Raw genomic sequence first — 25,176 nt, 5'->3', positions numbered from 1 at the left:
GCCGATGGACTTCCACGTCTCGGACTCGTACTTCGTGGTGGCGCACTTCCACTACGTGGTGTTCGGCACCGTCGTCTTCGCGATGTTCTCCGGCTTCCACTTCTGGTGGCCGAAGATGACCGGCAAGATGCTCGACGAGCGCCTCGGCAAGATCACCTTCTGGACGCTGTTCATCGGCTTCCACGGCACCTTCCTGGTCCAGCACTGGCTGGGTGCCGAGGGCATGCCCCGTCGTTACGCGGACTACCTCGCGGCCGACGGCTTCACCGCCCTGAACACGATCTCGACGATCAGCTCGTTCGTCCTCGGCGCGTCGATCCTGCCCTTCTTCTACAACGTGTGGAAGACGGCCAAGTACGGCAAGAAGGTCGAGGTCGACGACCCGTGGGGCTACGGCCGCTCGCTCGAGTGGGCGACGTCCTGCCCGCCGCCGCGGCACAACTTCCTCACCCTGCCGCGGATCCGCAGCGAATCCCCGGCGTTCGACCTGCACCACCCGGAGATCGCCGCTCTCGACCAGCTCGAGAACGCACCTCACGGTGAGAAGGCTCTCGCGGGCGGCAAGGAGGCCGGCAAGTGAAGATCCAGGGCAAGATGTTCATGTGGCTGAGCGTCTTCGTCCTCGCCATGGCGGTCGTCTATGGCGTGTGGTCGAAGGAGCCGGCCGGTACCACGGCGCTCTTCCTGGCCTTCGGCCTGTGCATCATGGTCGGCTTCTACCTGGGCTTCACCGCCCGGCGGGTCGACGCGGGCGCACAGGACAACAAGGAGGCGGACGTCGCGGACGACGCCGGCGAGGTCGGGTTCTTCAGCCCGCACAGCTGGCAGCCGCTCTCGCTCGCCGTCGGTGGCGCGCTGGCGTTCCTCTCGGTCGCGATCGGCTGGTGGCTGATGTACTTCTCGGCGCCGCTGATCCTGGTCGGCCTGTGGGGCTGGGTCTTCGAGTACTACCGCGGTGAGAACCGCACCCAGTAGCACGGCCTGAGCTCAACAGGAGCCCGGACACTCCGTCAGGAGGGTCCGGGCTCCTGCTTTTGCAGCAGCCCCTGTCCCTCGTCCGAGTTACCCACCGCGCCGCGTCCCACGAAGCTTCCTAGCTTGAGGCTATGAGCCAGACTCCGCGCACCCGCACCGTCATCTCCTGCACGCTGCTGGTGGTCGCCCTGACCGCGGGCGCCACCGCCTGCGGCAGCGACGGCAACCCGCTGTCGGCGGCGCCGTACGACGCCGCGGACCAGATCTCCTTCAACGGCCCCTCCGGCGACGGGAAGAAGGCCGACCCCGACAAGCCCCTCGAGGTCACCGCCGAGGACGACGACGGGCGGATCACCGACGTCACGGCCATGGACGCCACAGGGCGCTATGTGGCGGGCGAACTCTCCGCCGACGGCACTCGCTGGCACAGCACCAGCCCGCTGGCCGCCAGCGCCCGCTACACGGTGCGGGTCAGCACGGAGGACGAGGACGGGGCGCCCGGGCGGAAGATCCTCGCCTTCGACACCGGCAAGCCGCTCACCAAGAAGCGCCTGAAGGTCACCTTCGGCCCCAAGGCGGGCAAGTACGGCGTCGGCCAGCCCATCACCGCCGAACTCAGCAAGCCCGTCAAGGACAAGGCGCAACGGGCCGTCGTGGAGCGCGCGCTCAAGGTCGACTCGATGCCCGCCGTGGAGGGCGCTTGGCACTGGGTGGACGACAAGGAGCTCCACTACCGCCCCAAGGAGTACTGGCCCGCCCGCGCCACCATCCAGGTTCGAAGCAACCTGGACGGCATCAAGATCAGCGACCGGCTGTGGGGCGGCAAGGTCAAGCCCCTGACCCTGACCACGGGCGACCGGGTCATCGCCGTCACGGACGCGTCGTCGTACTCCATGACGGTCTACAAGAACGGCAAGTCGATCAACGAGATCCCCGTCACCACCGGAAAGCCCGGCTTCGAGACCCGCAACGGCGTCAAGGTCGTCCTCGGCAAGGAGCACTTCGTACGGATGCGCGGCACCAGCATCGGTATCGCGGAGGGCTCCTCGGAGTCGTACGACCTGCCCGTCTACTGGGCCACCAGGGTCACCTGGAGCGGTGAGTACGTGCACGCCGCGCCCTGGTCGACCGGGTCCCAGGGGTACGAGAACGTCAGCCACGGATGTACGGGCATGAGCACCGACAACGCCGAGTGGTTCTTCGAGAACGTCCGGGAGGGCGACGTCGTCAAGGTCGTCAACTCCTACGGCGACACCATGGAAGCCTTCGGCAACGGCTTCGGCGACTGGAACCTCGCCTGGAAGAAGTGGCGCGCGGGCAGCGCGCTGGTGGGCGGGAGCCCCGACGGCCCCCGCCCGGAGGAGCGGGCGAGACTGCGTCCCGAGTCGCTCTGAGCCGCCGTCTCAGGCGCTCAGGGCCTTCTTCCCGCGCAGCAGGGAGGCCAGCGACGACGCGAACTCCACCGGGTCCACCGGCAGCGTCACGGCCGCCTCCGCACGGCTCCAGGTGGCCAGCCAGGCGTCCTGGGGCCGGCCGATGAGCAGCAGCACCGGCGGGCAGTCGAACACCTCGTCCTTGACCTGGCGGCACAGCCCCATGCCGCCCATCGGAGCGGCCTCGCCGTCCAGGACGGCGACGTCGATCCCGCCCCGGTCCAGTTCCTTGATGACGGCGGCGGGGGTCGCGCACTCCACGAACTCGATCAGGGGAGCGTCGGGGGCGGGCCTGCGCCCGGTCGCCAACCGCACCTGCTCGCGGGTGTTGGCGTCATCGCTGTAGACCAGCACCGTGGCGGTCGCCTGCATCGTTCCTCCGCGCGTCATTGGTCGGGTACCGATGCGGCGGATGCTACCCCCTTGAACACTCCGTCAACACCCGCTTGAACACCCCCGCGATGGGCCATCCGGGCAGTACACACGCTGCGGACACCCCGAACGGCACCCCCGGGAGTGAGGGCGGGATAAGCGACCGACATAATGTCGGTCGTGGCGACAGCAACGACAGTAGAAACCGGGCACGCGCACCCGTCGGTCAACCGGCCGAACCTCACCAGCGTCGGAACCATCATCTGGCTGAGTTCCGAGCTGATGTTCTTCGCGGCCCTCTTCGCGATGTACTTCACCCTCCGATCGGTGACCGGTCCCGAGTTCTGGAAGGAGAAGGCAGACTTCCTGAACCTCCCGTTCTCGGCGACGAACACCACGATCCTGGTGCTCTCCTCCCTCACCTGCCAGCTCGGCGTGTTCGCCGCCGAGCGCGGTGATGTGAAGAAGCTCCGGATGTGGTTCATCGTCACGTTCGTGATGGGTGCGATCTTCATCGGCGGCCAGGTCTACGAGTACACCGAGCTGGTGAAGCACGAGGGCCTCTCGCTCTCCTCTGACCCCTACGGCTCGGTCTTCTACCTGACCACCGGTTTCCACGGTCTGCACGTGACGGGTGGCCTCATCGCCTTCCTGTTCGTCCTCGGCCGCACCTACGCGGCCAAGAGGTTCACGCACGAGCAGGCGACCGCCGCCATCGTCGTGTCCTACTACTGGCACTTCGTCGATGTCGTCTGGATCGGCCTTTTCGCCACGATCTACCTGATCAAGTAGTCGGGCCCGCGCCCGCACATTCCAGAAGCATCGACGCAGAAGATCCTGACACCGGGGTAATCCGTGAAAAAGCTCTCCGCACGACGACGCCATCCGCTGGCGGCGGTCGTCGTCCTACTCCTCGCGCTGGCGTGCACGGGGGGGCTGTACGCCGCGTTCGCGCCCGCGGAAAAGGCGCAGGCTGACGAAACAGCCCAGTCCCTCACCATCGAGGAGGGCAAGAAGCTCTACGCAGTGGGCTGCGCCAGTTGCCACGGCACCGGTGGTCAGGGCACCACCGACGGCCCGAGCCTCGTGGGTGTGGGCGCCGCGGCCGTCGACTTCCAGGTCGGTACCGGCCGTATGCCGGCCCAGCAGCCGGGCGCGCAGGTCCCGAAGAAGAAGGTCATCTACACGCAGGCCGAGATCGACCAGCTCGCGGCGTACATCTCCTCGCTGGGTGCCGGTCCGGCCATCCCGACGAAGAACGAGTACAGCCCGGACGGAGCGGACATCGCCAAGGGTGGCGAGCTGTTCCGCACCAACTGCGCGCAGTGCCACAACTTCACCGGCAAGGGCGGTGCGCTGACGCACGGCAAGTTCGCGCCGAGCCTCGAGGGCGTCGACCCGAAGCACATCTACGAGGCCATGCAGACCGGCCCGCAGAACATGCCGTCGTTCCCCGACACCACGCTGTCGGAGCAGAACAAGAAGGACATCATCGCGTACCTCGACGCGGTCAACGGCGATGACACCGAGAGCCCCGGCGGCCTCGAACTGGGCGGACTCGGTCCGGTCAGTGAGGGTCTGTTCGCGTGGGTGTTCGGACTCGGTTCGCTCATCGCGGTCGCCATCTGGCTCGCCGCTCGGACCGCAAAGGCCAAGAAGTCATGAGTAGCCAAGACATTCCGGAAGAGAACCTGCCCGCAGAGCAGGACGCACACGGTGCGGTAGGCGTCGCGGACGACAAGAACCCCTTCGCCGACCCCGGCCTGCCGCCCCACGAGCACCGCGTGCAGGACATCGACGAGCAGGCCGCCAGGCGGTCCGAGCGTACGGTCGCCCTGCTGTTCACGCTGTCGATGGTGGCCACGGTCGCCTTCATCGTCTCGTACGTGGCGGTGCCGCACGACAAGTCGATCTTCGTCTTCCCGATCGGTCACATCAACGCGCTGAACTTCGCGCTGGGCCTCACCCTCGGGGTGGCGCTCTTCGCGATCGGCGCGGGCGCGGTCCACTGGGCCCGCACCCTGATGTCCGACGAGGAGATGGTCGACGAGCGGCACCCGATCTCGGCCTCCCCCGAGGTCCGCGAGAAGGTCTTCGACGACTTCAAGACGGGCACCAAGGAGTCCGCGATCGGCCGTCGCAAGCTGATCCGCAACACGATGCTCGGCGCGCTCACCCTGGTGCCGCTCTCCGGCGTCATGCTGCTGCGCGACCTCGGCCCGCTGCCCGGCACCAAGCTCCGCCACACCATGTGGAAGAAGGGGCTGATGCTCGTCAACATGAACACGAACGAGCCGCTGCGCCCCTCGGACATCGCGGTCGGTTCGCTGACCTTCGCCAAGCCCGACGGCCTGGAGGAGCACGACCACGACTTCCAGACGGAGATCGCCAAGGCGGCCCTGATGATCGTCCGGATCCAGCCGGACGACATCAAGGACAAGCGCGAGCTCGAGTGGTCGCACGAGGGCATCGTCGCGTACTCGAAGATCTGCACCCACGTCGGTTGCCCGATCTCCCTGTACGAGCAGCAGACGCACCACGTGCTCTGCCCCTGCCACCAGTCCACCTTCGACCTCTCCGACGGTGCCCGGGTGATCTTCGGCCCCGCCGGTCACGCCCTGCCGCAGCTGCGCATCGCCGTGAACGACGAGGGCTACCTCGAAGCGCAGGGCGACTTCGAAGAGCCTGTCGGTCCTGCCTTCTGGGAGCGCGGATGAGCACCAACGAGAACACTGAGCCCGCCCGCGACCGCGGGAAGGCGCCGGCCGGCGAGAAGCTCGCCGACTGGGCCGACGGCCGGCTGGGGATCTACTCCCTGGCCAAGGCCAACATGCGCAAGATCTTCCCCGACCACTGGTCGTTCATGCTGGGCGAGATCTGCCTGTACAGCTTCATCATCATCATCCTCACGGGTGTGTACCTGACGCTGTTCTTCCACCCGTCGATGAACGAGGTGGAGTACCACGGCAGCTACGTCCCGCTGCAGGGCCAGCTGATGTCCGAGGCGTTCAACTCGACCATGCACATCTCCTTCGATGTGCGCGGTGGTCTGCTGATCCGGCAGATCCACCACTGGGCGGCGCTGATCTTCCTCGCCGGCATGTTCGTGCACATGATGCGTGTGTTCTTCACGGGCGCCTTCCGCAAGCCGCGTGAGGTCAACTGGCTGTTCGGCTTCCTGCTGTTCGTCCTGGGCATGTTCACCGGCTTCACCGGTTACTCGCTCCCGGACGACCTGCTCTCCGGCACCGGCGTCCGCTTCATGGAGGGCGCGGTCCTGTCCGTGCCGATCGTCGGCACGTACCTGTCGTTCTTCCTGTTCGGCGGAGAGTTCCCCGGCGGCGACTTCGTGGCCCGGTTCTACTCGGTCCACGTCCTGCTGCTGCCGGGAATCATGCTCGGCCTGATCGTGGCGCACCTGATCCTGGTGTTCGTCCACAAGCACACGCAGTACGCGGGCCCCGGCAAGACCAACAAGAACGTGGTCGGCATGCCGCTGTTCCCGGTCTACACGGCCAAGGCCGGAGGCTTCTTCTTCCTGGTCTTCGGTGTCATCGCGGTCATCGCGGCGATCGCCTCGATCAACCCGATCTGGTCCATGGGCCCCTACCGGCCGGACCAGGTGTCCACGGGCGCCCAGCCCGACTGGTACATGGGCTTCTCCGAGGGCCTGATCCGTGTCATGCCGGGCTGGGAGATCAACTTCTGGGGTCACACGCTCGTCCTGGGTGTGTTCATCCCGCTGGTGATCTTCCCGCTGGTCCTGGTCGCGATCGCGGTCTACCCGTTCATCGAGTCCTGGGTCACCGGCGACAAGCGCGAGCACCACATCCTGGACCGCCCGCGCAACGCCCCGACGCGTACCGCCTTCGGTGTCGCGTGGATCACCTGGTACATGGTGCTGCTCATCGGTGGCGGCAACGACCTGTGGGCCACGCACTTCCACCTGTCGATCAACTCGATCACCTGGTTCGTCCGGGTCGCGTTCTTCGTGGCCCCGGTGATCGCGTTCATCGTCACCAAGCGGATCTGCCTCGGCCTCCAGCGCCGCGACAAGGACAAGGTGCTGCACGGCCGCGAGTCGGGCATCATCAAGCGCCTGCCGCACGGTGAGTTCATCGAGGTGCACGAGCCGCTCAGCCAGGACGCGCTGCACACGCTCACCGCGCACGAGCAGTACAAGCCCGCCGAGATCGGCCCGACGGTCGACGAGAACGGCGTCGAGCGCAAGGTGAAGGGTTCCGAGAAGCTGCGCGTCAAGCTGAGCAAGGCTTACTACGGCGAGGAGTCCCAGATCCCCAAGCCGACCGCCGAGGAGTTCAAGGAGATCACGAGCGGCCACGGCCACCACTGATCGCTGCGCTCGCCACGCGCGGTAGAAGGGCCCCGTCCGAACACCGGACGGGGCCCTTTGCCGTGCCCCGCTGCTGGATAGGGTGGGGGCACACTTTTCTACGACATCCTGGAGCGGCCTTATGAGCGCTGTGACCCCCGCTGGAGGCGACACCGCGGCGGGCCGTTCCTGGCCCGAGGTACTGAGCGCACTGCTCGGCGGGCGGGACCTGAGCTCCGGCGACACGGCGTGGGCCATGGACCGCTTCATGAGCGGCGAGGCCACGGACGCCCAGATCGCGGGCTTCATGGTGGCGCTGCGGGCCAAGGGCGAGACGGTCGAGGAGATCACCGGTCTCGTCGAGGCGATGTACAAGCACGCGCAGCCGCTGGACATCCCCGGCCCCGCCGTCGACATCGTCGGCACCGGCGGCGACCGGGCGAAGACGGTCAACATCTCCACGATGTCCGCCATCGTGATCGCGGGCACCGGGGCGAAGGTCGTCAAGCACGGCAACCGGGCCTCGTCCTCGGCGAGCGGTTCCTCCGACGTGCTGGAGAAGCTCGGCATCAACCTGGACCTGTCGCCCGAGGGGGTGGCGCGGGTGGTGGACGAGGCCGGCATCACCTTCTGTTTCGCGGCCAAGTTCCACCCGTCGATGCGGTTCGTCGGCGGGGTCCGCCGCGACCTCGGGATCCCGACCTCGTTCAACCTGCTCGGCCCGCTGACCAACCCCGCCCGGGTCACCGCCTCGGCGGTCGGCTGCTTCGACACCCGGATGGCGGGGCTCATCGCCGGAGTGCTGGCCCAGCGCGGCTCCTCCGCGCTGGTCTTCCGCGGCGACGACGGCCTCGACGAGCTGACCACCACGGCCACCTCGCGGGTCTGGATCGTCCGCGACGGCGCGGTGCGCGAGGAGGCCTTCGACCCTCGGGACGTCGGTCTCGCACTGGTGCCGGTGGAGGCGCTGCGGGGCGCGGACGCCTCGTTCAACGCCGAGGTCGCGCGTCGGCTGCTGGACGGCGAGACCGGAGCGGTGCGCGACGCCGTACTGCTCAACTCGGCTGCCGCGCTGGTGGCGTTGGAGCCGACGCAGGCGCCGCTCGTGGACCAGATCCGGGCCGGCATGGCGAAGGCGGCCGAGTCGATCGACTCGGGCGCGGCCAAGCGGACGCTGGAGCGCTGGGTGGCGGCCAGCAACGCCTGACGTGCATCGGGTGTCGTCCCGCGATCCGGACACGGGTTGCGGGACGACGATCACATCGCGTACGTTCCTGTACCAGGTCATGAGTGACAGTCATGAGGCCCCGGCCGACTGTCCGGCAACCCTCCGTCCGTGGCGGGGTGCCCCGGGTGAAGACCAGGCCGTAGGCAGCGAGGTCTACGGCAAGCGCGGACCCCTCGAAACGCCAGGGGTCCTGGTCGTCGAGGAGCCTCCCGTGAGCAAGCGAATGCGATAGGGCCGCCGAGCCCCGCCTCCGCGCACCCTTCTTCTCTTCCTTCCCCGCATGCCTGGCTTCCTTCCGCATGCTCTCTCACGGGAGTTCCCCATGTCTGTCTCCACCGCTGCCGCCGCCCAGACCATTTGCACCCCCCTGCCCGTTCTGGGGCGTGATGTCACCGTCCCGCTCGTCACCGGCGGCGAGGTCACCTACGCGGCCCTCGACTACGCGGCCAGCGCCCCCGCCCTCCAGCGCGTCTGGGACGACGTGGCGGCCTACGCCCCGTACTACGGCAGCGTCCACCGGGGCGCCGGCTACCTCTCCCAGCTGTCGACCGACCTGTTCGAGAACGCCCGCCGGACCGTCACCGAGTTCCTGGACTGCCGGGCCGACGACCAGCTGATCTTCACCCGGTCCACCACGGACTCCCTCAACCTGCTGGCCCAGGCCCTTCCCGCCGACTGCCAGGTCTTCGTCTTCGAGACCGAGCACCACGCCTCCCTGCTGCCCTGGCGCGACGCCCGCGTCACCTACCTCGACGCGCCGCGCACCCCGCGCCAGGCCGTCGAGACCCTGGAGAAGGCCCTCGAGGACCGCGACCCGTACGGCCCGGCCCTGGTCTGCGTCACCGGCGCCTCCAACGTCACCGGCGAGCTGTGGCCCGTACGGGAGCTGGCCGCCGCCGCCCACGCGCACGGCGCCCGGATCGTCCTGGACGCCGCCCAGCTGGCCCCCCACCACCCGGTGTCGGTCCAGGATCTCGACGTGGACTGGGTCGCCTTCTCCGGCCACAAGCTGTACGCGCCCTTCGGCTCCGGCGTCCTGGCCGGCCGCGCCGACTGGCTCCGGGCCGCCGACCCCTACCTCGCGGGCGGCGGCGCCAGCCGCAAGGTCTCCCGGCGCGAGGACGGGGGAGTGGACGTGGAGTGGCACGAGAGCGCGGCCCGTCACGAGGCCGGGTCCCCGAACGTGATCGGCGCCTACTCCATCGCCTCGGCCTGCAAGGCCCTCACCGAGGCCGGCTTCGACACCCTGGTCGCCCGCGAGCAGCACCTGATCGAGACGGTCAGGGCCGGTCTCGCCGACGTCCCCGAGGTCCGGATCCTCTCCCTGTTCGGGGACGACGCCCCGCGCGTCGGCGTGCTCTCCTTCGTCGTCCAGGGCTGGAACAGCTCCCACTTCGCCGCCGCCCTCTCCGCCGAGTACGGCATCGGCGTCCGCGACGGCCTCTTCTGCGCCCACCCCCTCGTCCGCACCCTCCTCGGCAGCGACCCGCAGACCCAGGGCGAGTGCGGAGCCCCGGAGGCCGCGCCCGGCGAGAAGTCCCTCAACGCGATCCGGGTGAGCTTCGGGGCGGGGACGCCGGACGAGCACGTGGAGCGGTTCGTGACCGCCGTCAAGGAGCTCGTCCGCGATGGTGCGAAGTGGAACTACCGCACGGAGGACGGTCGTTGCGTCCCGGCGGTCTGACCTGCTGACAGGCCTGCTATACCCTGCCTCCTCGACAGGTTCACGCTGGACGGGGGAGCGGGAAGTGCAGGCGCTGCGCACGACGGATCCACGCAGGATCGGCCCGTACGAGGTGCGGGGCCGGCTCGGCTCGGGAGGTATGGGCGAGGTCTATCTCGCCGAGTCACGGACCGGGCTGCGGCTGGCGGTGAAGGTCGTGCGGTCCGAGTACGCCCAGGACCGCACCTTCCGCGCGCGGTTCCGGCAGGAGGTGCGGGCCGCTCAGACGGTCGGCGGGACGGGGACGTACACCGCGCGGGTGGTCGACGCCGACCCCGAGGGCGAGCACCCCTGGATGGCGACGGAGTTCGTGGCGGGGCCGAACCTCAGGGACGCGGTGCTGGACGGCGGGGCGCTGCCGGAGCCGGCGGTACGGGTGCTGGCGGCGGCGCTGGGCGAGGCGCTGGGCGCGATCCACGCCAAGGGCATGGTCCACCGGGACCTCAAGCCCTCCAACATCCTGCTCGCACCGGACGGCCCCCGGGTCATCGACTTCGGGATCGTCCGGGCGCTGGAGGCCACGGCGATGACCCGCACGGGCGCGATCGTCGGCTCGGTCGGCTATGTCTCGCCCGAGCAGATCCGCAACGGCGGCCAGGTCGGCCCGCCGAGCGACGTCTTCGCGCTGGGCGCGGTGCTGGCGTACGCGGCGAGCGGCCGCGAGCCCTTCGGCGAGGGCCAGGACTCGGTGATCCTGCTGCGCGTGCTGACCCGGGACTTCGATCTGATGGGCGTCCCGGACGGGCTGCTGCCGCTGGTGGAGTCCTGTCTGCGGGACGAGCCGGGAGAGCGGCCGACGCCGCAGGCGGTGGTGGAGGCGGTGGGGCACACGGCGGGCTCGCTGCGGGCGAGCGTACGGCCGGGCTGGTTCAGGGCCCTCTCGCCGGAGTCCGTCGCGGCCAAGGGCGACGAACGATGGCTTCCGCAGGGGGAGTCGGGGGAGCGGGAGAGCCGGGTCGAGTACGTGGCGCCGACGACGGCGACGGATACGCCGGTGCCGGACGGAGTGGTGTCGGGTGCGGTGGAGGCGGATGCGGTGAAGCCGGGTGCGGTGGTGTCGGGTGCGGTGCAGGCGGGCGTCCCGGCGACGGCCGTGGTGCCCGCTGCCTCGCCCTCGCCCTCGCGACGCGGGCTGCTGAAGGCCCTCACCGGCGGGGCCGTGGTGGTCGCCGGCGGTGGGGTCGGCGGGTGGCTGTGGCTGCGGGACTCGGGGAACGAGGGGCGCGCGACGGGCGGCGGGGCCACCTCGCCGGACAAGGCCTCGACTTCCGGCAAGCCGGGGGCGAAGGTCCGGTGGCGCTACGCGGCCGCCAAGCCGAGTGCCTCGCAAAGCCCGCTGGGGACGGTCTCGCCCGACGGGCGGGTGCTCTACGTGCCCATGGCGGACGGCACCCTGCGGGCGATCGGAGCGGACGGGAAGGAACGCTGGCAGCGCGATTTCGGCAACATCGCCACCCTCACCGTGTCGAACCCGGTGGTGACCTCGGACGGCCTCTACACCGTCGTCAGCGACGTCAAGGCGGGTGCCCCCGTCTCGACGCTGCTCGCGCTGGACGCGGACGGGGAGCAGCGGTGGGAAAAGGCCATACCCAGCGGGGGTTACGTCACCAATCCGGTGCCGGCCGGGGACCTGATCGCCGTCGGCTACGCCGTGGCGGAACTCGAGGGCGCCGGAGAGATCCGTGCCTACGACGCGGACGGCCTAAGCCGCTGGAACACCGGACTCCAGGGATCCCCGCACGCCGAACTGCTGGTGGCGGACGACATCCTCTACGCGCCGAGCTTCGACAACCATTTGCACGCGCTCGGCGCAGCCGACGGCGGGGAGCTGTGGAAGGCCAAGGTGAACGGTGACGTCGACCAGCCGGCGGTGGCGAAGGACGTGGTCGTCGTCGGTACGGGCGACGAGGCCGGCACCCTGTTCGGGATCGGCCCCGATGGGCAGCGGCTCTGGCAGCGGACCGGCCTCGGGAGCGCGTTCGTCACGGCCGGCGGCTCGGACGACGTGGCCTTCCTCGGCATCGAGCGCGAGGGACAGGCTCTCCTGGCGCTCGACAAGGGCGGGAAGCTGCTCTGGGAGTACCGGCCCGGGGACTTCTTCTCGAACCCGGTGCCGGCCGGAGACCTGATCTACCTGCTGACGCCCACGCAGGTCCATGCCCTCACCCGGACCGGCGAGACCGCCTTCAAGGTCGAGGTCGGCGTCCTCCAGAACGGGACGGCGGCCCCCGTACTGCACGGGAACCGCCTCTACACCGCCTCCAGCGAGGGCATCATCGCCGCCGACATCACCGTCTAGCTGTCGAGCCCGATCGCGAACGCCGCCTCCAGGTCGTGCTGGGAGTACGTGCGGAAGGCGACGTGGGTGTCGGTGCCCTCGACGCCCGGGATCTTGCTGATGCTGCCGGGGATGACCTCGGCGAGGTCCTCGTGGCGCTTGACCCGGACCATGGCGATCAGGTCGTAGGTGCCGGTGACGGAGAAGACCTCGCTCACGGAGTCCAGGGCCGCGATCGACTCGGCGATCTCGGGGATCCGGTCCACGCTGGTCTTGATGAGGACGATCGCGGTGATCACGGCTGGTTCTCTCCCTCGGGGGCCGGAGCTGGGGCGGCCTTCACTCTAGTGGCACGGCCGAAGCGCACCCACGCGAAGGCGAAGCCCAGGCCGAAGCCCACCAGGTGCGCCAGATACGCCACTCCCGGGCCGCGCGAGGCCTGTCCCGCCGCCACCCATTGCAGGGCCGCCCAGAAGGGCAGCACGACCCAGGCCGGGAAGCGCAGGGGGAGGAAGAAGAGGAACGGGAGCAGGCTTGTCACCCGGGCGCCGGGGAACAGGTAGAGAAACGCTCCGAGCACGGCTGAGATCGCCCCGGACGCCCCCACCAGCGACTGGTCGGAGCCGGAGTTCGCGGCCGCGTAGCCCAGCAGCGCGAGATAGCCGCAGCCCAGGTAGAAGAAGGTGAACTGGACGCGGCCCATCCGTTCCTCGGTCAGTACGCCGAAGACGTAGAGGAAGAGCATGTTGCCGAGGAGGTGGACCCAGCTGCCGTGGACGAAGAGGGCCGTCGCGGGGGTGAGCGCGGCTCTGGCCGAGCCCTCGAACAGTTCTGCGGGGACCACGCCCCAGCGGTGGAAGTAGGCGCGCTGAGCCGCGAGGAGCGCGTCGCCGGAGCCGTACGCCGGATTGAGGCCCGCGGCCGGGCCGATCGCGAAGAGCGTGCAGCACAGGGCGATGAGGCCGTAGGTCACCGGCGCCGACCGCCACAGCGATCCGCTCGCCCGGCCGGCTCCCGCGCTCCAGTTGCTGATCATGAACACAGAGCATGACGTAACGGGACGCAAGCCGACAGACCGCCTCGCCGCCGTGGACGGACCAGCGGCGAGTCCCTGCCAGGCCTTAGGGTTACGGCCACACGCCCGGGCGGCCGGTGCGTCGCGGACAATGGAAGACCTAGAAGGAAAGAGCACAGCCACGATGACGGTTCCCCTGCCGACCGCCTCGACGCGGTGGCGCTGCACCCTCTGCGGCAACCTCACGCGCTTCGATGTGACCCGCTCGTCGAAGGTCGTCGAGTACGTCCACCTCGACCTGGCCGGTGCGCCGAACGTCGAGGAGCGCGAGGTGGTCAGTGAGACCATCGAGTCGGTCCGCTGCCGCTGGTGCAACGCCGTGGATCAGGTGGAACTCGTGGACAGGCCGGGCGCCGGCTCCTGAGGGAGCAGGCCCCGCGGGAACGGTTGGGGTGTTGACGGATGGTGGAGTCCACAGGCGGGGGGCCGGGCGACGGCGCCGCCGAGGTGCTCGACCGTCCGCTGCCCGACGGCGTACGGCGACGCGTCGTGCAGATCGTCTCCGACGGCTTCGGTGGACTGACCGTCGGTGAACTGCCCGCGCAGCTCAGACAGTACGCACGGTTCGCGGCCAACCGGCGGGCCAAGTTCGCCGGCAACGCGATGGCCGCGGCACTGGAGACCGAGCCGCTGTTCCGGCAGCGGATCGGGGAGAAGTTCAGAGAGGCCCAGCCGGAGCTCGCCGGCGCCCTCGACTCCGGCTCGCCGCCCCCGGCCGCGGATCCGCTCGACGTGGCGGCCGCGGCCTATGTTCTGCGCCCCACCGGCTGGGTGAAGCTCGTGACCGCGGCCGGTGAGGAGGCCCAGCGGGCCGACGCCGAGCGCGCCGACGAGGAGAGCCGGGCCGAGCTTGAGCGGCTGCGCGAGGAGCTGGCGCACGCTCGTGAGCACACCCGGGCCGAGACCGAGCGGCTGCGTACGGAGCTGGAATCGGCCAAGAAGGAAGCCGAATCGCTTCACCGCAAGCTGCGCGCCGCCCTCAGTGACGTCAAGCGCGGCGAGGCCGCCCTGCGCAAGATGCGGGGCGAGATGGACGCGGTGCGCGCCGAGGGGCAGACGCAGGTGTCCGCGGCCGAGGTCGAGGCGCGGCGGCTCAAGGCCCGCCTGGGCGAGGTCGAGGCCGCGCTGGAGGCCACCCGTCGTGCGGCCCGCGAGGGGCGCAGCGTCGAGGACATGCGCGTACGGCTGCTTCTGGACACCGTGCTGGACGCGGCCCAGGGACTGCGCCGGGAGCTGGCGCTGCCGCCGGTCTCCGTACGTCCGGCCGAGACCGTCGACGCGGTCGAACCGGGACGAATGACCCCGAAGGACATCGCGGCGCGGGCGTTGTCCGAGAACGACCCCGCGATCCTGGACCAGCTTCTCGCCCTGCCGCAGGCCCACTTGGTGGTCGACGGCTACAACGTCACCAAGACCGGCTATCCGCAGATGCCGCTGGAGAAGCAGCGGCTCCGGCTGCTCGGTCAGCTCTCGCAGCTCGCCGCGCAGACCGGGGCGGAGGTGACCTGTGTCTTCGACGGGGCCGAGCTGGCCGCGCCGGTGCTGCTGGCGCCGCCGCGCGGGGTGCGGGTGCTGTTCTCCAAGCCCGGTGTCACCGCCGACGAGTTGATCCGTCAGCTGGTGCGGGCCGAGCCGCCGGGGCGCCCTGTCATCGTCGCCTCCACCGACCGTGAGGTGGCCGACGGGGTGGCGAAGGCGGGGGCCCGGCCTGTCGCTTCCGCGATGCTTCTCAAGCGTCTGTCGTAAACATCAAGTTCCAGGTTTAATGCCCGAATTGGTGGAATCGTCACGCAACGTAGTGTCAATCGAGCATTACGGCACGTGAGTTGTGTGTAAAGAATGCGGTCCGTGACCGATTTTTTCGCTTGAGGATTTGAATGATCACAAGAAGGTCACTAGGGTCTGGGCTCGAACCTCCGAACGGGTGATCACTCACAAGAAGGAGCTCACCTCCGTGGCGTCCCACCGTCGACCCAAGCAGCCGAGCCGCACGCGCGTGACCGTGCTGACCACCGCTGCTGCCGCTGCCGTCGCTCTGAGCGCCAACGCCGCCAACGCGGCGCCGAGCGAGAAGCCGAGCAAGGACGAGGTCAAGTCCAAGGTCGACAAGCTCTACGAGGAGGCCGAGCAGGCCACCGAGAAGCTCAACGGCGCCAAGGAGAAGCAGGAGAAGCTCCAGAAGGAGATCTCCACGATCCAGGACAACGTCGCCCGCGGCCAGGAGGAGCTCAACGAGCTCCGTGACTCCATGGGCCTGGCGGCCGCCGCCCAGTACCGCACGGGCAGCATCGACTCCTCCCTCCAGCTCTTCCTGTCCTCGAACCCGGACGACTACCTGGACAAGGCCTCCACGGCCGACCAGTTGAGCGCCCAGCAGGTCGACGCGCTGAAGAAGATCCAGGAGAAGCAGCGCGAGCTCGCCCAGGAGCGTTCCGAGGCCTCCGAGAAGCTCAAGGACCTCTCCAGCACCCGGACCGAACTGGCCAAGAAGAAGAAGGAAGTCCAGGGCAAGCTCGCCGAGGCGCAGAAGCTCCTCAACACGCTGACGGCCGCCGAGAAGGCCGCCCTCGCCGCCGAGGACGCCCGCGCCAGCCGCTCCGCCAGCGAGCGCGTCGACCTGGGCAACTCCACCCCCGCCTCCGGCCGCGCGGCCGCCGCTTTCGCCGCCGCCCAGAGCCAGCTCGGCAAGCCCTACGTCTACGGCGCCACGGGCACCGCCTCCTACGACTGCTCGGGCCTGACCTCCTGGGCCTACGCCCAGGCCGGTGTCTCCATACCGCGTACCTCGCAGGCGCAGGCCGGCTACGGCAGGCACCTGTCGATGAGCGAACTCCAGGTCGGCGACCTCGTCATCTTCTACGGCGACCTGCACCACGTCGGCCTCTACGCGGGCAACGGCCAGGTCATCCACGCCCCCCGCACCGGCACGGTCGTCCGCTACGAGTCGATCGGCAACATGCCGTTCCAGTTCGGCGTCCGGGTCTGATCACCCTCAAGATCACGACACCGCACCGCCCGAACGGGCGAATTGCGGGAACATGAACTGACCCCATGCCCCGCCCATGACCTGCGTCATAGGCGGGGCATCACTGTGTGTGCCCACGAAGGTCGTTGGTCGGCACCCCGTCACGGAGCTACTGTCACCCGCGTTTCCCCGGAGTAGCTCTCGCCGGGGAAGGTCCTTGTCCGCCAGCGGAAGGAGTGCGGCTTCCCGTGGGGTTCCATCGCCGCCTTGTACCGTCCGGGTTCGACCGGGGCGCCAGTGCCGCGCTCTGCGTCCTGTCAGCCACCGCCGCGGCCCTCGGCGCCGTACCGGCGTCGGCCGCGCCGCACGACGACACCCGTGCCGAGGTGGACCGTCTCTACGAGGAGGCCGAGCAGGCCACCGAGGCCTACAACAAGGCCGACGAACGCGCCGACACCCTCCGCGAGGAGGTCGGCACTGCGCAGGACCGCATCGCCCGCCAGCAGGAGCGCATCAACACCATGCGGGAGGCCCTCGGTTCGCTGGCCGGCGCCCAGTACCGCGCCGGCGGCCTCGACCCCTCCCTCGCCCTGCTGTTCTCCGACGACCCGGACGACTACCTCGACAAGGCCGCCGTCCTGGACCGGATCACCGCCCACCAGGCCGGTGAGCTGAAGGACCTCCAGGAGGCGATGCGCGAGCTCACCCAGGAGCGCGCGGAGGCGACCGGGAAGCTCACCGAGCTGGAGAAGAGCCGCAAGGCGGTCGCGACCCACAAGCGGAGCGTCGAGAGGAAGCTCGCCAAGGCCCGCGAACTGCTCAACTCCCTGCCGTCCGAGGAGCGCGCCGCCTACGACCGGGCCTCCCGCTCCGGCCGCGAGGAGATGCCCGACCTCGGCAGCGCGGTCCCGCCCAACGCCCGCGCCGGTGCCGCGGTCGCCGCCGCCCGGGCCGCGCTCGGCAAGCCGTACGTCTGGGGCTCCACCGGCCCTTCCGGCTTCGACTGCTCGGGCCTGATGGTGTGGTCGTACCGCCAGGCCGGGGTCTCCCTGCCGCGCACCTCGCAGGCCCAGCGGCACGCCGGCCGGCAGGTCCCGCTCTCCCAGGCCCAGCCCGGTGACCTGGTCACCTACCGCTCGGACGCCAGCCATGTGGGGATGTACGTCGGCAACGGCCAGGTGATCCACGCGCCCTACCCCGGCGCCCCTGTGCGCTACGACCCGGTGGGCATGATGCCGGGGGCGACGGTCACCAGGGTCTGACCTTCGCCGCGTCCCCGCCGTACGATCGTGAAATGGCTGGTCGAAGGCGGGCGTCGCGCCGCGGTGTGCTGGTGCTGTGCCTGCTGCTCGTCGCCCTGGTGGGGTGCGGCGGCGGGCCCGCCTCCGACACCGCCCGGGCCGATGTCCAGCGGCTCCTGGACCGGCGGTCGGCCGCCGTCCTCGACCGTGACCAGGCGGCCTTCAGGAAGACGGGCGACCTGGACTGGTTCGAGAACGCCCGCGGGGTGCCGTTCGCGGCCTGGGCGTACCGGCTGACCGCCCTGCACCGGGACGGCGCCACGGCCACCGCCGAGGCCGAGCTCAGCTATCGCATACAGGGCTACGACAACGCGCCGGTCAGCGTCGGCCGCACCCTCACCCTGAGTCTGGACGCGGGCGGCCAGTGGTACGTGGACACCGAGAGGCCCGCGGAGAAGTCCGCCGAGCAGCTGTGGGACCAGGGCGAGGTGGCCGTGGTGCGCGGGAAGCACAGCCTCGTCCTGGGCGCCGAGCAGTCGACCGAGGCGCTGCACTCCTACGCCGACCTCGCGGACCACGCCGTCCCGGCCGTCTCGGCGGCGTGGGGCACCGACTGGTCCCGGCATGTCGTCGTCCTCGTACCGGACTCCCTGAAGGGCATGGCGGGGCTGCTCGGGTCGCCCGCCTCCTCGTACCGCGGGATCGCGGCGGTCACCACGGGCGAGACCGGGGCCCCCGCGAGCGCGCCCGCGGACCGGATCATCGTCAACCCCGACGCGTACGGCGTCCTCGGCGACGTCGGCAAGCAGGTCGTGCTCACCCACGAGACCACCCATGTCGCCACCCGCGCCGACACCAACGCCGCCACGCCCCTGTGGCTGTCCGAGGGGTACGCCGACTTCGTCGGCTATCTCGGCTCCGGCCGCTCGCCGGTCCAGGCCGCCCCCGAGCTCTGGCGGGCCGTGACCGACGGGCGGTCGCCGACCGCGTTGCCCGAGGACGCGGACTTCGGCTTCAGCGGGGACGCGACCGAGCTCGCGCGGGCCTACGAGAGCGGCTGGATGGCGTGCCGGATGGTCGCCGAGCAGTGGGGCGAGCCGAAGCTCCGGGAGTTCTACAAGGCGGTCGGCGCGCACCGGGAGCGGGCCGGGGCGGTCGAGGGCGCGCTCGAGGAGGTGCTCGGCACGGACCTGGAGGACTTCACGGCGCGCTGGCGGGACTATCTGCGGGTTCAGCTCGGCTGAGTCGCGCTATGGCCTCCTCCAGCCAGGTGCGTTCCGCCGCCCCGGTCGCCCGGGCGACCCGCAGCATGCCCTCCCGGAACAGGTCGCCGCTGTCCTCCGCGCGGACGGGCTCCCCGCCCTCGTAGAAGAAGCTCGTCGGCGTGTCGAGGAACTCCAGGCGGCGGCGCAGCACCGCGGCCTGTTCGCGGCGGTCCGGCAGGTGGCGCAGGAACGTGAGGACCGTGTTGAAGCGGACCTGGTCGGTGATCTCGACCTGCTTGGGGCGGCGCAGGCGCTCCAGCAGGTCCTCGCGGCCCTCGTCGGTGAGGGAGAGGGTGCGGCGCGGGGCCGCGCTCGCGCCCGGCTCCTCGTGCTGGTCGAGCTTGCCGGCCTTGATCAGACGGGTGATCGCCGGATAGAGGGCGCCGTCGCTGACCGGGCGGACATGGCCGCTGAGCGCCTTGATGCGCTCCTTCAACTCGTAACCGTGCAGGGGCTCTTCGGCGAGGAAGCCCAGGATCGACAGCTCCAGCACTCGGATTCCTCCTTGTGGTTGTCGTAGCGCCATGATACCTCTTAACGAGCTACCTCGATTAGAGGTAGCTCGGTTCGAGGGGGGTCTCGTGTCTCGTGTGGACAGTCACCGCAAGCAGCTCGTCGCGCTCGCCCACCCCGTCTACTTCTCGCTCCTCGCCTCGGTCGCCGCCGGGATCATCAACACCGTCTGGGTCTCCCGGCTCGGCGGCCCGGCCGTGGCCGCCGTCGCGGTGGCGACCAACACCGAGAACGTGCTGCTCGGCATCGCCCTGGTCTTCGGCTCCGGGACGACCGTGCTGGTCGCGCACGCCAGGGGCGCTCGGGACCCGGGGGCCGTGCGGGCGGCCGTGCGCGGGGGCTGGGCGGTGTTCGGGGTGGTCACACCGGTGGTCGCGGTGGGCGGGTTCCTGCTGCGGGAACCGCTGGCCCGGCTGGTCCTCGACGGGGGCGCGGCCCTGCCGCTCGCGGTCGGGTACTTCGCGATATCGATGCCGGGCATCGCCGTGTTCTACGCCCAGCAGCTGGTGGACGGCATCCTCAAGGGCGCGGGCGACACCAGGACACCGATGCGGCTCGCGCTGCTGGCCAACGGGCTGATCCTGGTCTGCGACCCGTTCCTGATCCACCTCTACGGTGTCCGGGGCGCCGCCGCCTCGACCGTGCTGTGCCGGTGTGCGGCGCTGGCGGCGGGGCTGGTGGCGGTGCGCCGGAACCCGTTGCTGCGGACCGCCACCGGACCGGGGATCGCCTTCGGAAGAACCCTGCGCACCGGGCTGCCGATGGCCGCCGACTTCACCGTGCGCCAGGGCGGTGCGCTCGTGCTGGTCGCCATCGTGGCGCGGCTGGGGGTGACGGCGGTGGCCGGCTACGCGATCGCGTACAAGGTCATGTACGTGGCCACCATGGGCTTCTACGCGGTACGGCAGGCCGCCTCCATCCACACCGCGCATCTGCTGGGCGCCGGGCGGGACGAGCGGCGCGCGATCGGTCGGCAGGCCGTGCTGGTGTCCGGGACGTTCGCGCTGGCGGCGGCTCTCGTGCTGGCCGGGACCGCCCCCTGGATCATGGCCGCCTTCGGCGCCGGGCCCGGCGTCGCCCACGACGGAGCGCTCTTCCTGCGCTGCGTCGGGCCCTATCTGCTGCTGACGGCCTGCTTCATCGCGCTCGGCGGGGTCTTCGAGGGCAGCGGCGGCGCGCCGGTGCTGCTGCGGGTGACCCTGGTCGGCACGGCGGTCCAACTGCCGCTGGCGTACGGCCTGTCGGGGCTGGGACTGCCGGGGGTGTGTCTGGCGCTGGCGCTGTCCATGGCGGTGCAGTGCGCGGCGGTCGCCCTGGCGGCGACCCGGCGTCAGGAGGTGACCGGGGTCTTGGTGGTGCGGGCTTCGGTCTGAGGGGCGGGGATGTCCCGTGCCGGGGCGGTGGCGACGACCGCCATGACTGCGGGGTGTCGCGGAGTGTGGAGTGTGGTGGCGATCGAGGGCCGTCGCGTCCGAGCGGGGATGCGCCGGGTGAGGGAGTCCCGTTCCGAAGCGGTCGGCGTCAGGAGGTGACCGAGGTCTCCTCGGTGGTGAGTGCGGCCTGAGCGGGCACCGGTGTCTCGGCCTCGGGTGACACGGTCGAGCGCCACAGCTCCACGGCCGCGAGGACGGTGGCGGCGACCAGCAGGCCGTTGCGGATGAACAGCAGGGTGACACCGAGGCCGTCGCTCGCGACGACGTTGCCGAAGTAGATCGGGAACTCCAGCACCGTCACGAAGGAGGCCGGCAGCACGATCAGGGCGGGCACCGTCATCCGGCTGGCCCGGAAGCACAGACAGACGGCCGCCAGCCCGATCAGCCACACCATGTACTGCGGGCTGATCACCCGGCTGGTCGTGGTGAACAGCAGCACCGCCACGAAGGCCGCGTCGGCCGCGGTGTGCGCCTGGAAGCGGGTCGCCATCAGCCGCCACAGCAGCAGCCAGCCGAAGGCGAGCCCGGTCAGGGCCAGGGCGGCCGTGCTGACGATGTTCACCCAGGGGCCGAGGAACTCCACCGAGCCGTAGTTGAGCAGCACCTGCCCGTCCCAGCCGTACTGCCGGGCCACATGGAAGACCAGGGAGCCCAGCGACTCCACCTCGGTGCCCCGGTCGGCCTGGAAGGTCAGGAAGGCGAAGGCACCCGGCATGGTGACGGAGAACAGGGCGGCGAGGCCCGCCGCGGTCACCGCCGCCGCCATCCAGGTGCTCCGCCTGCGGACGGCGACCAGCAGCAGCACCGGCCACACCTTGAGCATCGCCCCGAAGCCCACCAGGACCCCCGCCACCCGGGGATGCCGGGCGCCCGCGAGCAGCGCGGCGACCGCGACGGCGGTGACCATCACGTCGTAGCGGGCGTACACGGTGGGTCCGAGCAGCGGGACGCCCACCACCCAGACCCAGGCGCCGCGCAGCGAGCGGCCGGGGCGCAGGCCCGCGTACAGCAGCAGGGAGAAGGCGACCAGGTCGGCGGCGAAGGCGAGGAGGAAGAACGCGGTCGCGTACTGGAGGAAGGGCAGCAGCGCGGGGGAGAGGATCGCGAGCGCGGCGGCGGGCGGGTACTGCCAGGTGACGTCGTCCTGCGGGAACGTTCCGGTGCTCAGGACGTCGTACCAGCCCCGGTAGATCACCGAGACGTCGCTCGTGACGTCCGGGCCGGGGAAGACGAACACCTTGAGCACGAACAGGAGCAGCAGCAGCCTCGTCAGCCCCCAGGTCACCAGCAGTCCGGCCGGAGACCGCCTCGCACCCGCAATGTCCACCGGAGCCCCTGTTCGCGTGTTGCCCGTCTTGAGATGGCCATGATGTCCCGTCCGCCTGTGTGCTTGCCATAAACGCGGCCGTGCCGAGCTGTGGGCGGGCCTCGGAGCAGGTTCGGCGGGCGCTTTGGATAAGGTCGGGCGCGATGCACAAGACCCTGATCGTGACGAACGACTTCCCGCCCAGGCCCGGCGGCATCCAGGCGTTCCTGCACAACATGGCACTGCGGCTCGACCCGGAGCGGCTCGTCGTCTACGCGTCCACCTGGAAGCGCGGCCACGAGGGCGCCGAGGCTACGGCGGCCTTCGACGCCGAGCAGCCCTTCACCGTCGTACGCGACCGTACGACGATGCTGCTGCCGACGCCCGCGGCGACGCGTACGGCCGTCGGACTGCTGCGGGAGCACGGCTGTACGTCGGTGTGGTTCGGGGCGGCCGCACCGCTCGGGCTGATGGCGCCGGCGCTGCGGAAGGCCGGTGCCGAGCGGCTGGTGGCGACCACCCACGGGCACGAGGCGGGCTGGGCCCAGCTGCCCGCCGCGCGGCAGTTGCTGCGCCGGATCGGGGAGGGCACCGACACCATCACCTACCTCGGCGAGTACACGCGCTCGCGGATCGCCGGCGCGCTGACGCCCCAGGCGGCCTCGCGGATGGCGCAGCTGCCGCCGGGGGTGGACGAGAAGACCTTCCACCCGGGCTCGGGCGGCGAGGCCGTCAGGGCGCGGCTCGGGCTGACCGACCGGCCGGTGGTCGTGTGCGTCTCGCGGCTCGTGCCGCGCAAGGGGCAGGACACGCTGATCCTGGCGATGCCCCGGATCCTCGCCGCCGAGCCGGACGCGGTGCTGCTGATCGTCGGCGGCGGGCCGTACGAGAAGGAGCTGCGCAAGCTCGCCCACGAGACCCGGGTCGCCGACTCCGTCCGCTTCACCGGTTCCGTCCCCTGGTCCGAGCTGCCCGCGCACTACGGCGCCGGGGACGTCTTCGCGATGCCGTGCCGGACCCGGCGAGGCGGGCTCGATGTCGAGGGGCTCGGGATCGTGTACCTGGAGGCTTCCGCGACCGGGCTGCCCGTCGTCGCCGGGGACTCGGGCGGCGCCCCGGACGCGGTGCTGGACGGCGAGACCGGCTGGGTGGTGCGGGGCGGCTCCGTGGCGGAGACCGCCGAGCGCGTCGTCGTGCTCCTCGGGGACGCCGAGCTGCGTCGCCGGATGGGGGAGCGGGGGCGGGAGTGGGTCGAGGAGAAGTGGCGCTGGGACCTGCTCGCGGAGAAGCTCAAGGCCCTTCTGTAAAGCGGCCGGGCAAAGGTCCGGTCCGAACCCTGCGGTAGTACTAGGCGGAACCGGAAAATCCGCACATGCTGCGCTCATGACAGCAAAACTGATGCAGCGTCAGCTGACGAGACGTCAAATCCTGGGCATGGCCGCCCTCCAGACGGCCGCCGCCTCGGGTCTCACCCGCATCGGTCTCCAGTCGGCACAGGCCGTCGAACCGGCCGCCGTCGACAACGCCCCCGCCATCGTGGTCGGTTCGGGCTACGGCGCCGCCGTCGCCGCGCTCCGTCTCGGCCAGGCGGGCATCCGTACGATCGTGATCGAGATGGGCCGGCTCTGGAACACCGCCGGCTCCGACGGCAAGATCTTCTGCTCCACGGCCAACCCGGACCAGCGCTCCATGTGGTTCCGCACCCGCACCGAGGCGCCGCTGGCCACCTTCCTGTGGCTGGACGTCGTCAACAAGGACATCAGCTCCTACCCCGGCGTCCTGGACCGGGTGCGCTTCGCCAACATGTCCGTGTTCGTCGGGCGGGGCGTCGGCGGCGGCTCCCTGGTGAACGGCGGCATGGCGGTGACCCCGCTGAAGTCGTACTTCGCCGAGCAGTTCCCCACGGTCGACGCCGACGAGATGTACGGCACCTACTTCCCGCGCGCCAACTCCATGCTCGGCGTCAACACCATCGACCCCGCCTGGTTCGAGTCGACCGAGTGGTACCGCTTCTCCCGCATCTCCCGCAAGCACGCCCAGAACACCGGCCTGAAGACCACCTTCGTACCCAGCACCTACGACTTCGCCTACATGCAGAAGGAGGCCGCCGGCACCGCCACCAGGTCCGCGCTCGCCCAGGAGGTCATCTACGGCAACAACCACGGCAAGCGCAGCCTCGACAAGACCTACCTCGCCTCCGCGCTCGGCACCGGGAACGTCACCATCAACACGATGGAACGGGTCAGGGCCATCAGCCGGGCGAGCGACGGGACGTACGTGCTGACCGCCGACCGCATCAACGACGCCGGCACGGTCGTCGAGACCAAGCAGTACAGCTGCACCTACCTCTTCCTCGGCGGCGGCAGCCTCGGCACCACCGAACTCCTCGTCCGGGCCCGGGACACGGGCACCCTGCCCGCCCTGGACGCCAGCGTCGGCGCCGGGTGGGGGCCCAACGGCAACACGATGCTGGGCCGGGCCAACCACCTGTGGGACACCGTAGGGGCGAACCAGTCGACCATGCCGGTCATGGGCATCGACGACTGGGCGAACACCGCCAACCCCGTCTTCGCGGAGATCGCTCCTTTACCCACGGGACTGGAGCACTGGGTCAGCCTCTATCTGGCGATCACCAAGAACCCGCAGCGCGCGACGTTCACGTACAACAGCTCCACGGGCGGAGTGAACCTCGGCTGGACCGTGGCCCAGAGCGCGGTGTCGTCGGGCATGGCCAAGAAGCTCTTCGACCGGATCAACTCGGCGAACACCACGATCTACCGGACCGATCTGTTCGGCTCGAACAACCGGACCTTCGCCGACGACTTCACCTACCACCCGCTCGGCGGCTGTGTGCTGGGCAAGGCGACCGACGGCTACGGGAGGGTCAAGGGATATTCGAAGCTGTACGTCACCGACGGCTCGCTCGTGCCCGGGTCGATCGGAGTGAACCCGTTCGTCACGATCACCGCGCTCGCCGAACGGACGATGGCGCGGGTCCTCGTGGAGGACACCGCGCCATGACGCTCTCTCAGAAAG

General features: G+C 70.2%; 23 protein-coding genes and 1 riboswitch. Of the genes, 18 read left to right on the top strand and 5 right to left on the bottom strand.

The features are described from left to right. The 3 genes from ABKA17_RS34730 to ABKA17_RS34720 all read left to right on the top strand — a co-directional run. Positions 1–580, top strand: a 580-nt coding sequence (locus ABKA17_RS34730) for a cytochrome c oxidase subunit I (protein ID WP_353696299.1), incomplete at its 5' end; no start/stop codon positions are given. Then, positions 577–975, top strand: coding sequence for a cytochrome c oxidase subunit 4 (locus tag ABKA17_RS34725; RefSeq protein ID WP_353696298.1), 399 nt, complete (start codon positions 577–579; stop codon positions 973–975). The genes ABKA17_RS34730 and ABKA17_RS34725, both read left to right, overlap by 4 nt. 131 nt (positions 976–1,106) lie before the next feature. Further along, entirely contained in the window at positions 1,107–2,369 is a 1,263-nt protein-coding gene (locus ABKA17_RS34720; protein WP_353696297.1) for a L,D-transpeptidase, read from the top strand. A gap of 9 nt (positions 2,370–2,378) precedes the next feature. Here ABKA17_RS34720 and ABKA17_RS34715 read toward each other — a convergent pair whose 3' ends face one another. Then, complete coding sequence (locus tag ABKA17_RS34715; protein ID WP_353696296.1) at positions 2,379–2,780, bottom strand: DNA-binding transcriptional response regulator; 402 nt, start codon at positions 2,778–2,780, stop codon at positions 2,379–2,381. Positions 2,781–2,951: 171 nt separating this feature from the next. On the opposite strand from ABKA17_RS34715, the gene ctaE reads away from it, so the two are divergent. From ctaE to ABKA17_RS34680, 7 genes are all read left to right on the top strand, one after another. Further along, positions 2,952–3,572, top strand: a complete 621-nt coding sequence (ctaE, locus tag ABKA17_RS34710) for an aa3-type cytochrome oxidase subunit III (protein WP_171141838.1) — start codon at positions 2,952–2,954, stop codon at positions 3,570–3,572. Between the two features lie 63 nt (positions 3,573–3,635). After that, a complete protein-coding gene (qcrC, locus tag ABKA17_RS34705) occupies positions 3,636–4,445 on the top strand; it encodes a cytochrome bc1 complex diheme cytochrome c subunit (RefSeq protein ID WP_353696295.1) in 810 nt (269 codons plus the stop codon). Further along, positions 4,442–5,497, top strand: a complete 1,056-nt coding sequence (gene qcrA / locus ABKA17_RS34700) for a cytochrome bc1 complex Rieske iron-sulfur subunit (RefSeq protein ID WP_353696294.1) — start codon at positions 4,442–4,444, stop codon at positions 5,495–5,497. Before qcrC ends, qcrA begins: the two co-directional genes overlap by 4 nt. Further along, a complete protein-coding gene (gene qcrB / locus ABKA17_RS34695) occupies positions 5,494–7,134 on the top strand; it encodes a cytochrome bc1 complex cytochrome b subunit (protein ID WP_353696293.1) in 1,641 nt (546 codons plus the stop codon). Before qcrA ends, qcrB begins: the two co-directional genes overlap by 4 nt. A gap of 121 nt (positions 7,135–7,255) precedes the next feature. Continuing rightward, complete coding sequence (gene trpD / locus ABKA17_RS34690; RefSeq protein WP_353696292.1) at positions 7,256–8,320, top strand: anthranilate phosphoribosyltransferase; 1,065 nt, start codon at positions 7,256–7,258, stop codon at positions 8,318–8,320. 75 nt (positions 8,321–8,395) lie between these two features. Then, positions 8,396–8,512, top strand: a riboswitch (SAM riboswitch). 151 nt (positions 8,513–8,663) lie between these two features. Beyond that, complete coding sequence (locus ABKA17_RS34685; protein ID WP_353696291.1) at positions 8,664–10,025, top strand: aminotransferase class V-fold PLP-dependent enzyme; 1,362 nt, start codon at positions 8,664–8,666, stop codon at positions 10,023–10,025. Positions 10,026–10,089: 64 nt separating this feature from the next. Further along, on the top strand, positions 10,090–12,363 hold the full coding sequence (locus ABKA17_RS34680; RefSeq protein ID WP_353696290.1) for a protein kinase domain-containing protein: 2,274 nt from the start codon (positions 10,090–10,092) through the stop codon (positions 12,361–12,363). On the opposite strand, the gene ABKA17_RS34675 is transcribed toward ABKA17_RS34680, so the two are convergent. Both ABKA17_RS34675 and ABKA17_RS34670 read right to left on the bottom strand, forming a co-directional pair. Then, positions 12,360–12,641 carry an Lrp/AsnC family transcriptional regulator gene (locus ABKA17_RS34675; RefSeq protein ID WP_353696289.1) on the bottom strand — a complete coding sequence of 94 codons (282 nt, stop codon included), beginning with the start codon at positions 12,639–12,641 and terminating at the stop codon, positions 12,360–12,362. The genes ABKA17_RS34680 and ABKA17_RS34675 overlap by 4 nt on opposite strands. Then, the gene (locus tag ABKA17_RS34670; RefSeq protein WP_353696288.1) at positions 12,638–13,378 is read right to left on the bottom strand and encodes a rhomboid family intramembrane serine protease; all 741 of its coding nucleotides are present in this window, start codon (positions 13,376–13,378) and stop codon (positions 12,638–12,640) included. Before ABKA17_RS34670 ends, ABKA17_RS34675 begins: the two co-directional genes overlap by 4 nt. A gap of 163 nt (positions 13,379–13,541) precedes the next feature. On the opposite strand from ABKA17_RS34670, the gene ABKA17_RS34665 reads away from it, so the two are divergent. The 5 genes from ABKA17_RS34665 to ABKA17_RS34645 all read left to right on the top strand — a co-directional run bounded on the left by ABKA17_RS34665 (position 13,542) and on the right by ABKA17_RS34645 (position 18,867). Next, positions 13,542–13,781: a hypothetical protein gene (locus ABKA17_RS34665; RefSeq protein WP_353696287.1), complete on the top strand. Its 240-nt coding sequence runs from the start codon at positions 13,542–13,544 to the stop codon at positions 13,779–13,781. 38 nt (positions 13,782–13,819) lie between these two features. Next, positions 13,820–15,163: an NYN domain-containing protein gene (locus tag ABKA17_RS34660; RefSeq protein WP_353696286.1), complete on the top strand. Its 1,344-nt coding sequence runs from the start codon at positions 13,820–13,822 to the stop codon at positions 15,161–15,163. 208 nt (positions 15,164–15,371) lie between these two features. Then, the gene (locus tag ABKA17_RS34655; protein ID WP_353696318.1) at positions 15,372–16,403 is read left to right on the top strand and encodes a C40 family peptidase; all 1,032 of its coding nucleotides are present in this window, start codon (positions 15,372–15,374) and stop codon (positions 16,401–16,403) included. A gap of 227 nt (positions 16,404–16,630) precedes the next feature. Beyond that, a complete protein-coding gene (locus tag ABKA17_RS34650; protein WP_353696285.1) occupies positions 16,631–17,644 on the top strand; it encodes a C40 family peptidase in 1,014 nt (337 codons plus the stop codon). Positions 17,645–17,676: 32 nt separating this feature from the next. Next, on the top strand, positions 17,677–18,867 hold the full coding sequence (locus tag ABKA17_RS34645) for a hypothetical protein (RefSeq protein ID WP_353696284.1): 1,191 nt from the start codon (positions 17,677–17,679) through the stop codon (positions 18,865–18,867). Here ABKA17_RS34645 and ABKA17_RS34640 read toward each other — a convergent pair. After that, entirely contained in the window at positions 18,824–19,381 is a 558-nt protein-coding gene (locus tag ABKA17_RS34640) for a PadR family transcriptional regulator (RefSeq protein WP_353696283.1), read from the bottom strand. The genes ABKA17_RS34645 and ABKA17_RS34640 overlap by 44 nt on opposite strands. Before the next feature lie 97 nt (positions 19,382–19,478). Here ABKA17_RS34640 and ABKA17_RS34635 point away from each other — a divergent pair, with 97 nt between their 5' ends. Beyond that, positions 19,479–20,774 (top strand): MATE family efflux transporter, encoded by a 1,296-nt coding sequence (locus ABKA17_RS34635; RefSeq protein WP_353696317.1) that lies wholly within the window; start codon positions 19,479–19,481, stop codon positions 20,772–20,774. 148 nt (positions 20,775–20,922) lie between these two features. Here the strand turns inward: ABKA17_RS34635 and ABKA17_RS34630 are convergent, their stop codons facing one another. Beyond that, on the bottom strand, positions 20,923–22,161 hold the full coding sequence (locus ABKA17_RS34630; RefSeq protein WP_353696282.1) for a glycosyltransferase 87 family protein: 1,239 nt from the start codon (positions 22,159–22,161) through the stop codon (positions 20,923–20,925). Between the two features lie 143 nt (positions 22,162–22,304). On the opposite strand from ABKA17_RS34630, the gene ABKA17_RS34625 reads away from it, so the two are divergent. Further along, a complete protein-coding gene (locus tag ABKA17_RS34625; protein ID WP_353696281.1) occupies positions 22,305–23,447 on the top strand; it encodes a glycosyltransferase family 4 protein in 1,143 nt (380 codons plus the stop codon). A gap of 76 nt (positions 23,448–23,523) precedes the next feature. Next, on the top strand, positions 23,524–25,161 hold the full coding sequence (locus ABKA17_RS34620; RefSeq protein ID WP_502994459.1) for a GMC oxidoreductase: 1,638 nt from the start codon (positions 23,524–23,526) through the stop codon (positions 25,159–25,161). The last annotated feature ends 15 nt before the right edge of the window (positions 25,162–25,176 follow it).

The organism is Streptomyces sp. RG80 (assembly GCF_040446465.1).
Classification (GTDB): domain Bacteria; phylum Actinomycetota; class Actinomycetes; order Streptomycetales; family Streptomycetaceae; genus Streptomyces.
Note: the sequence above shows the minus strand (reverse complement) of the source record. Positions and strands in the feature narration are given on the sequence as shown.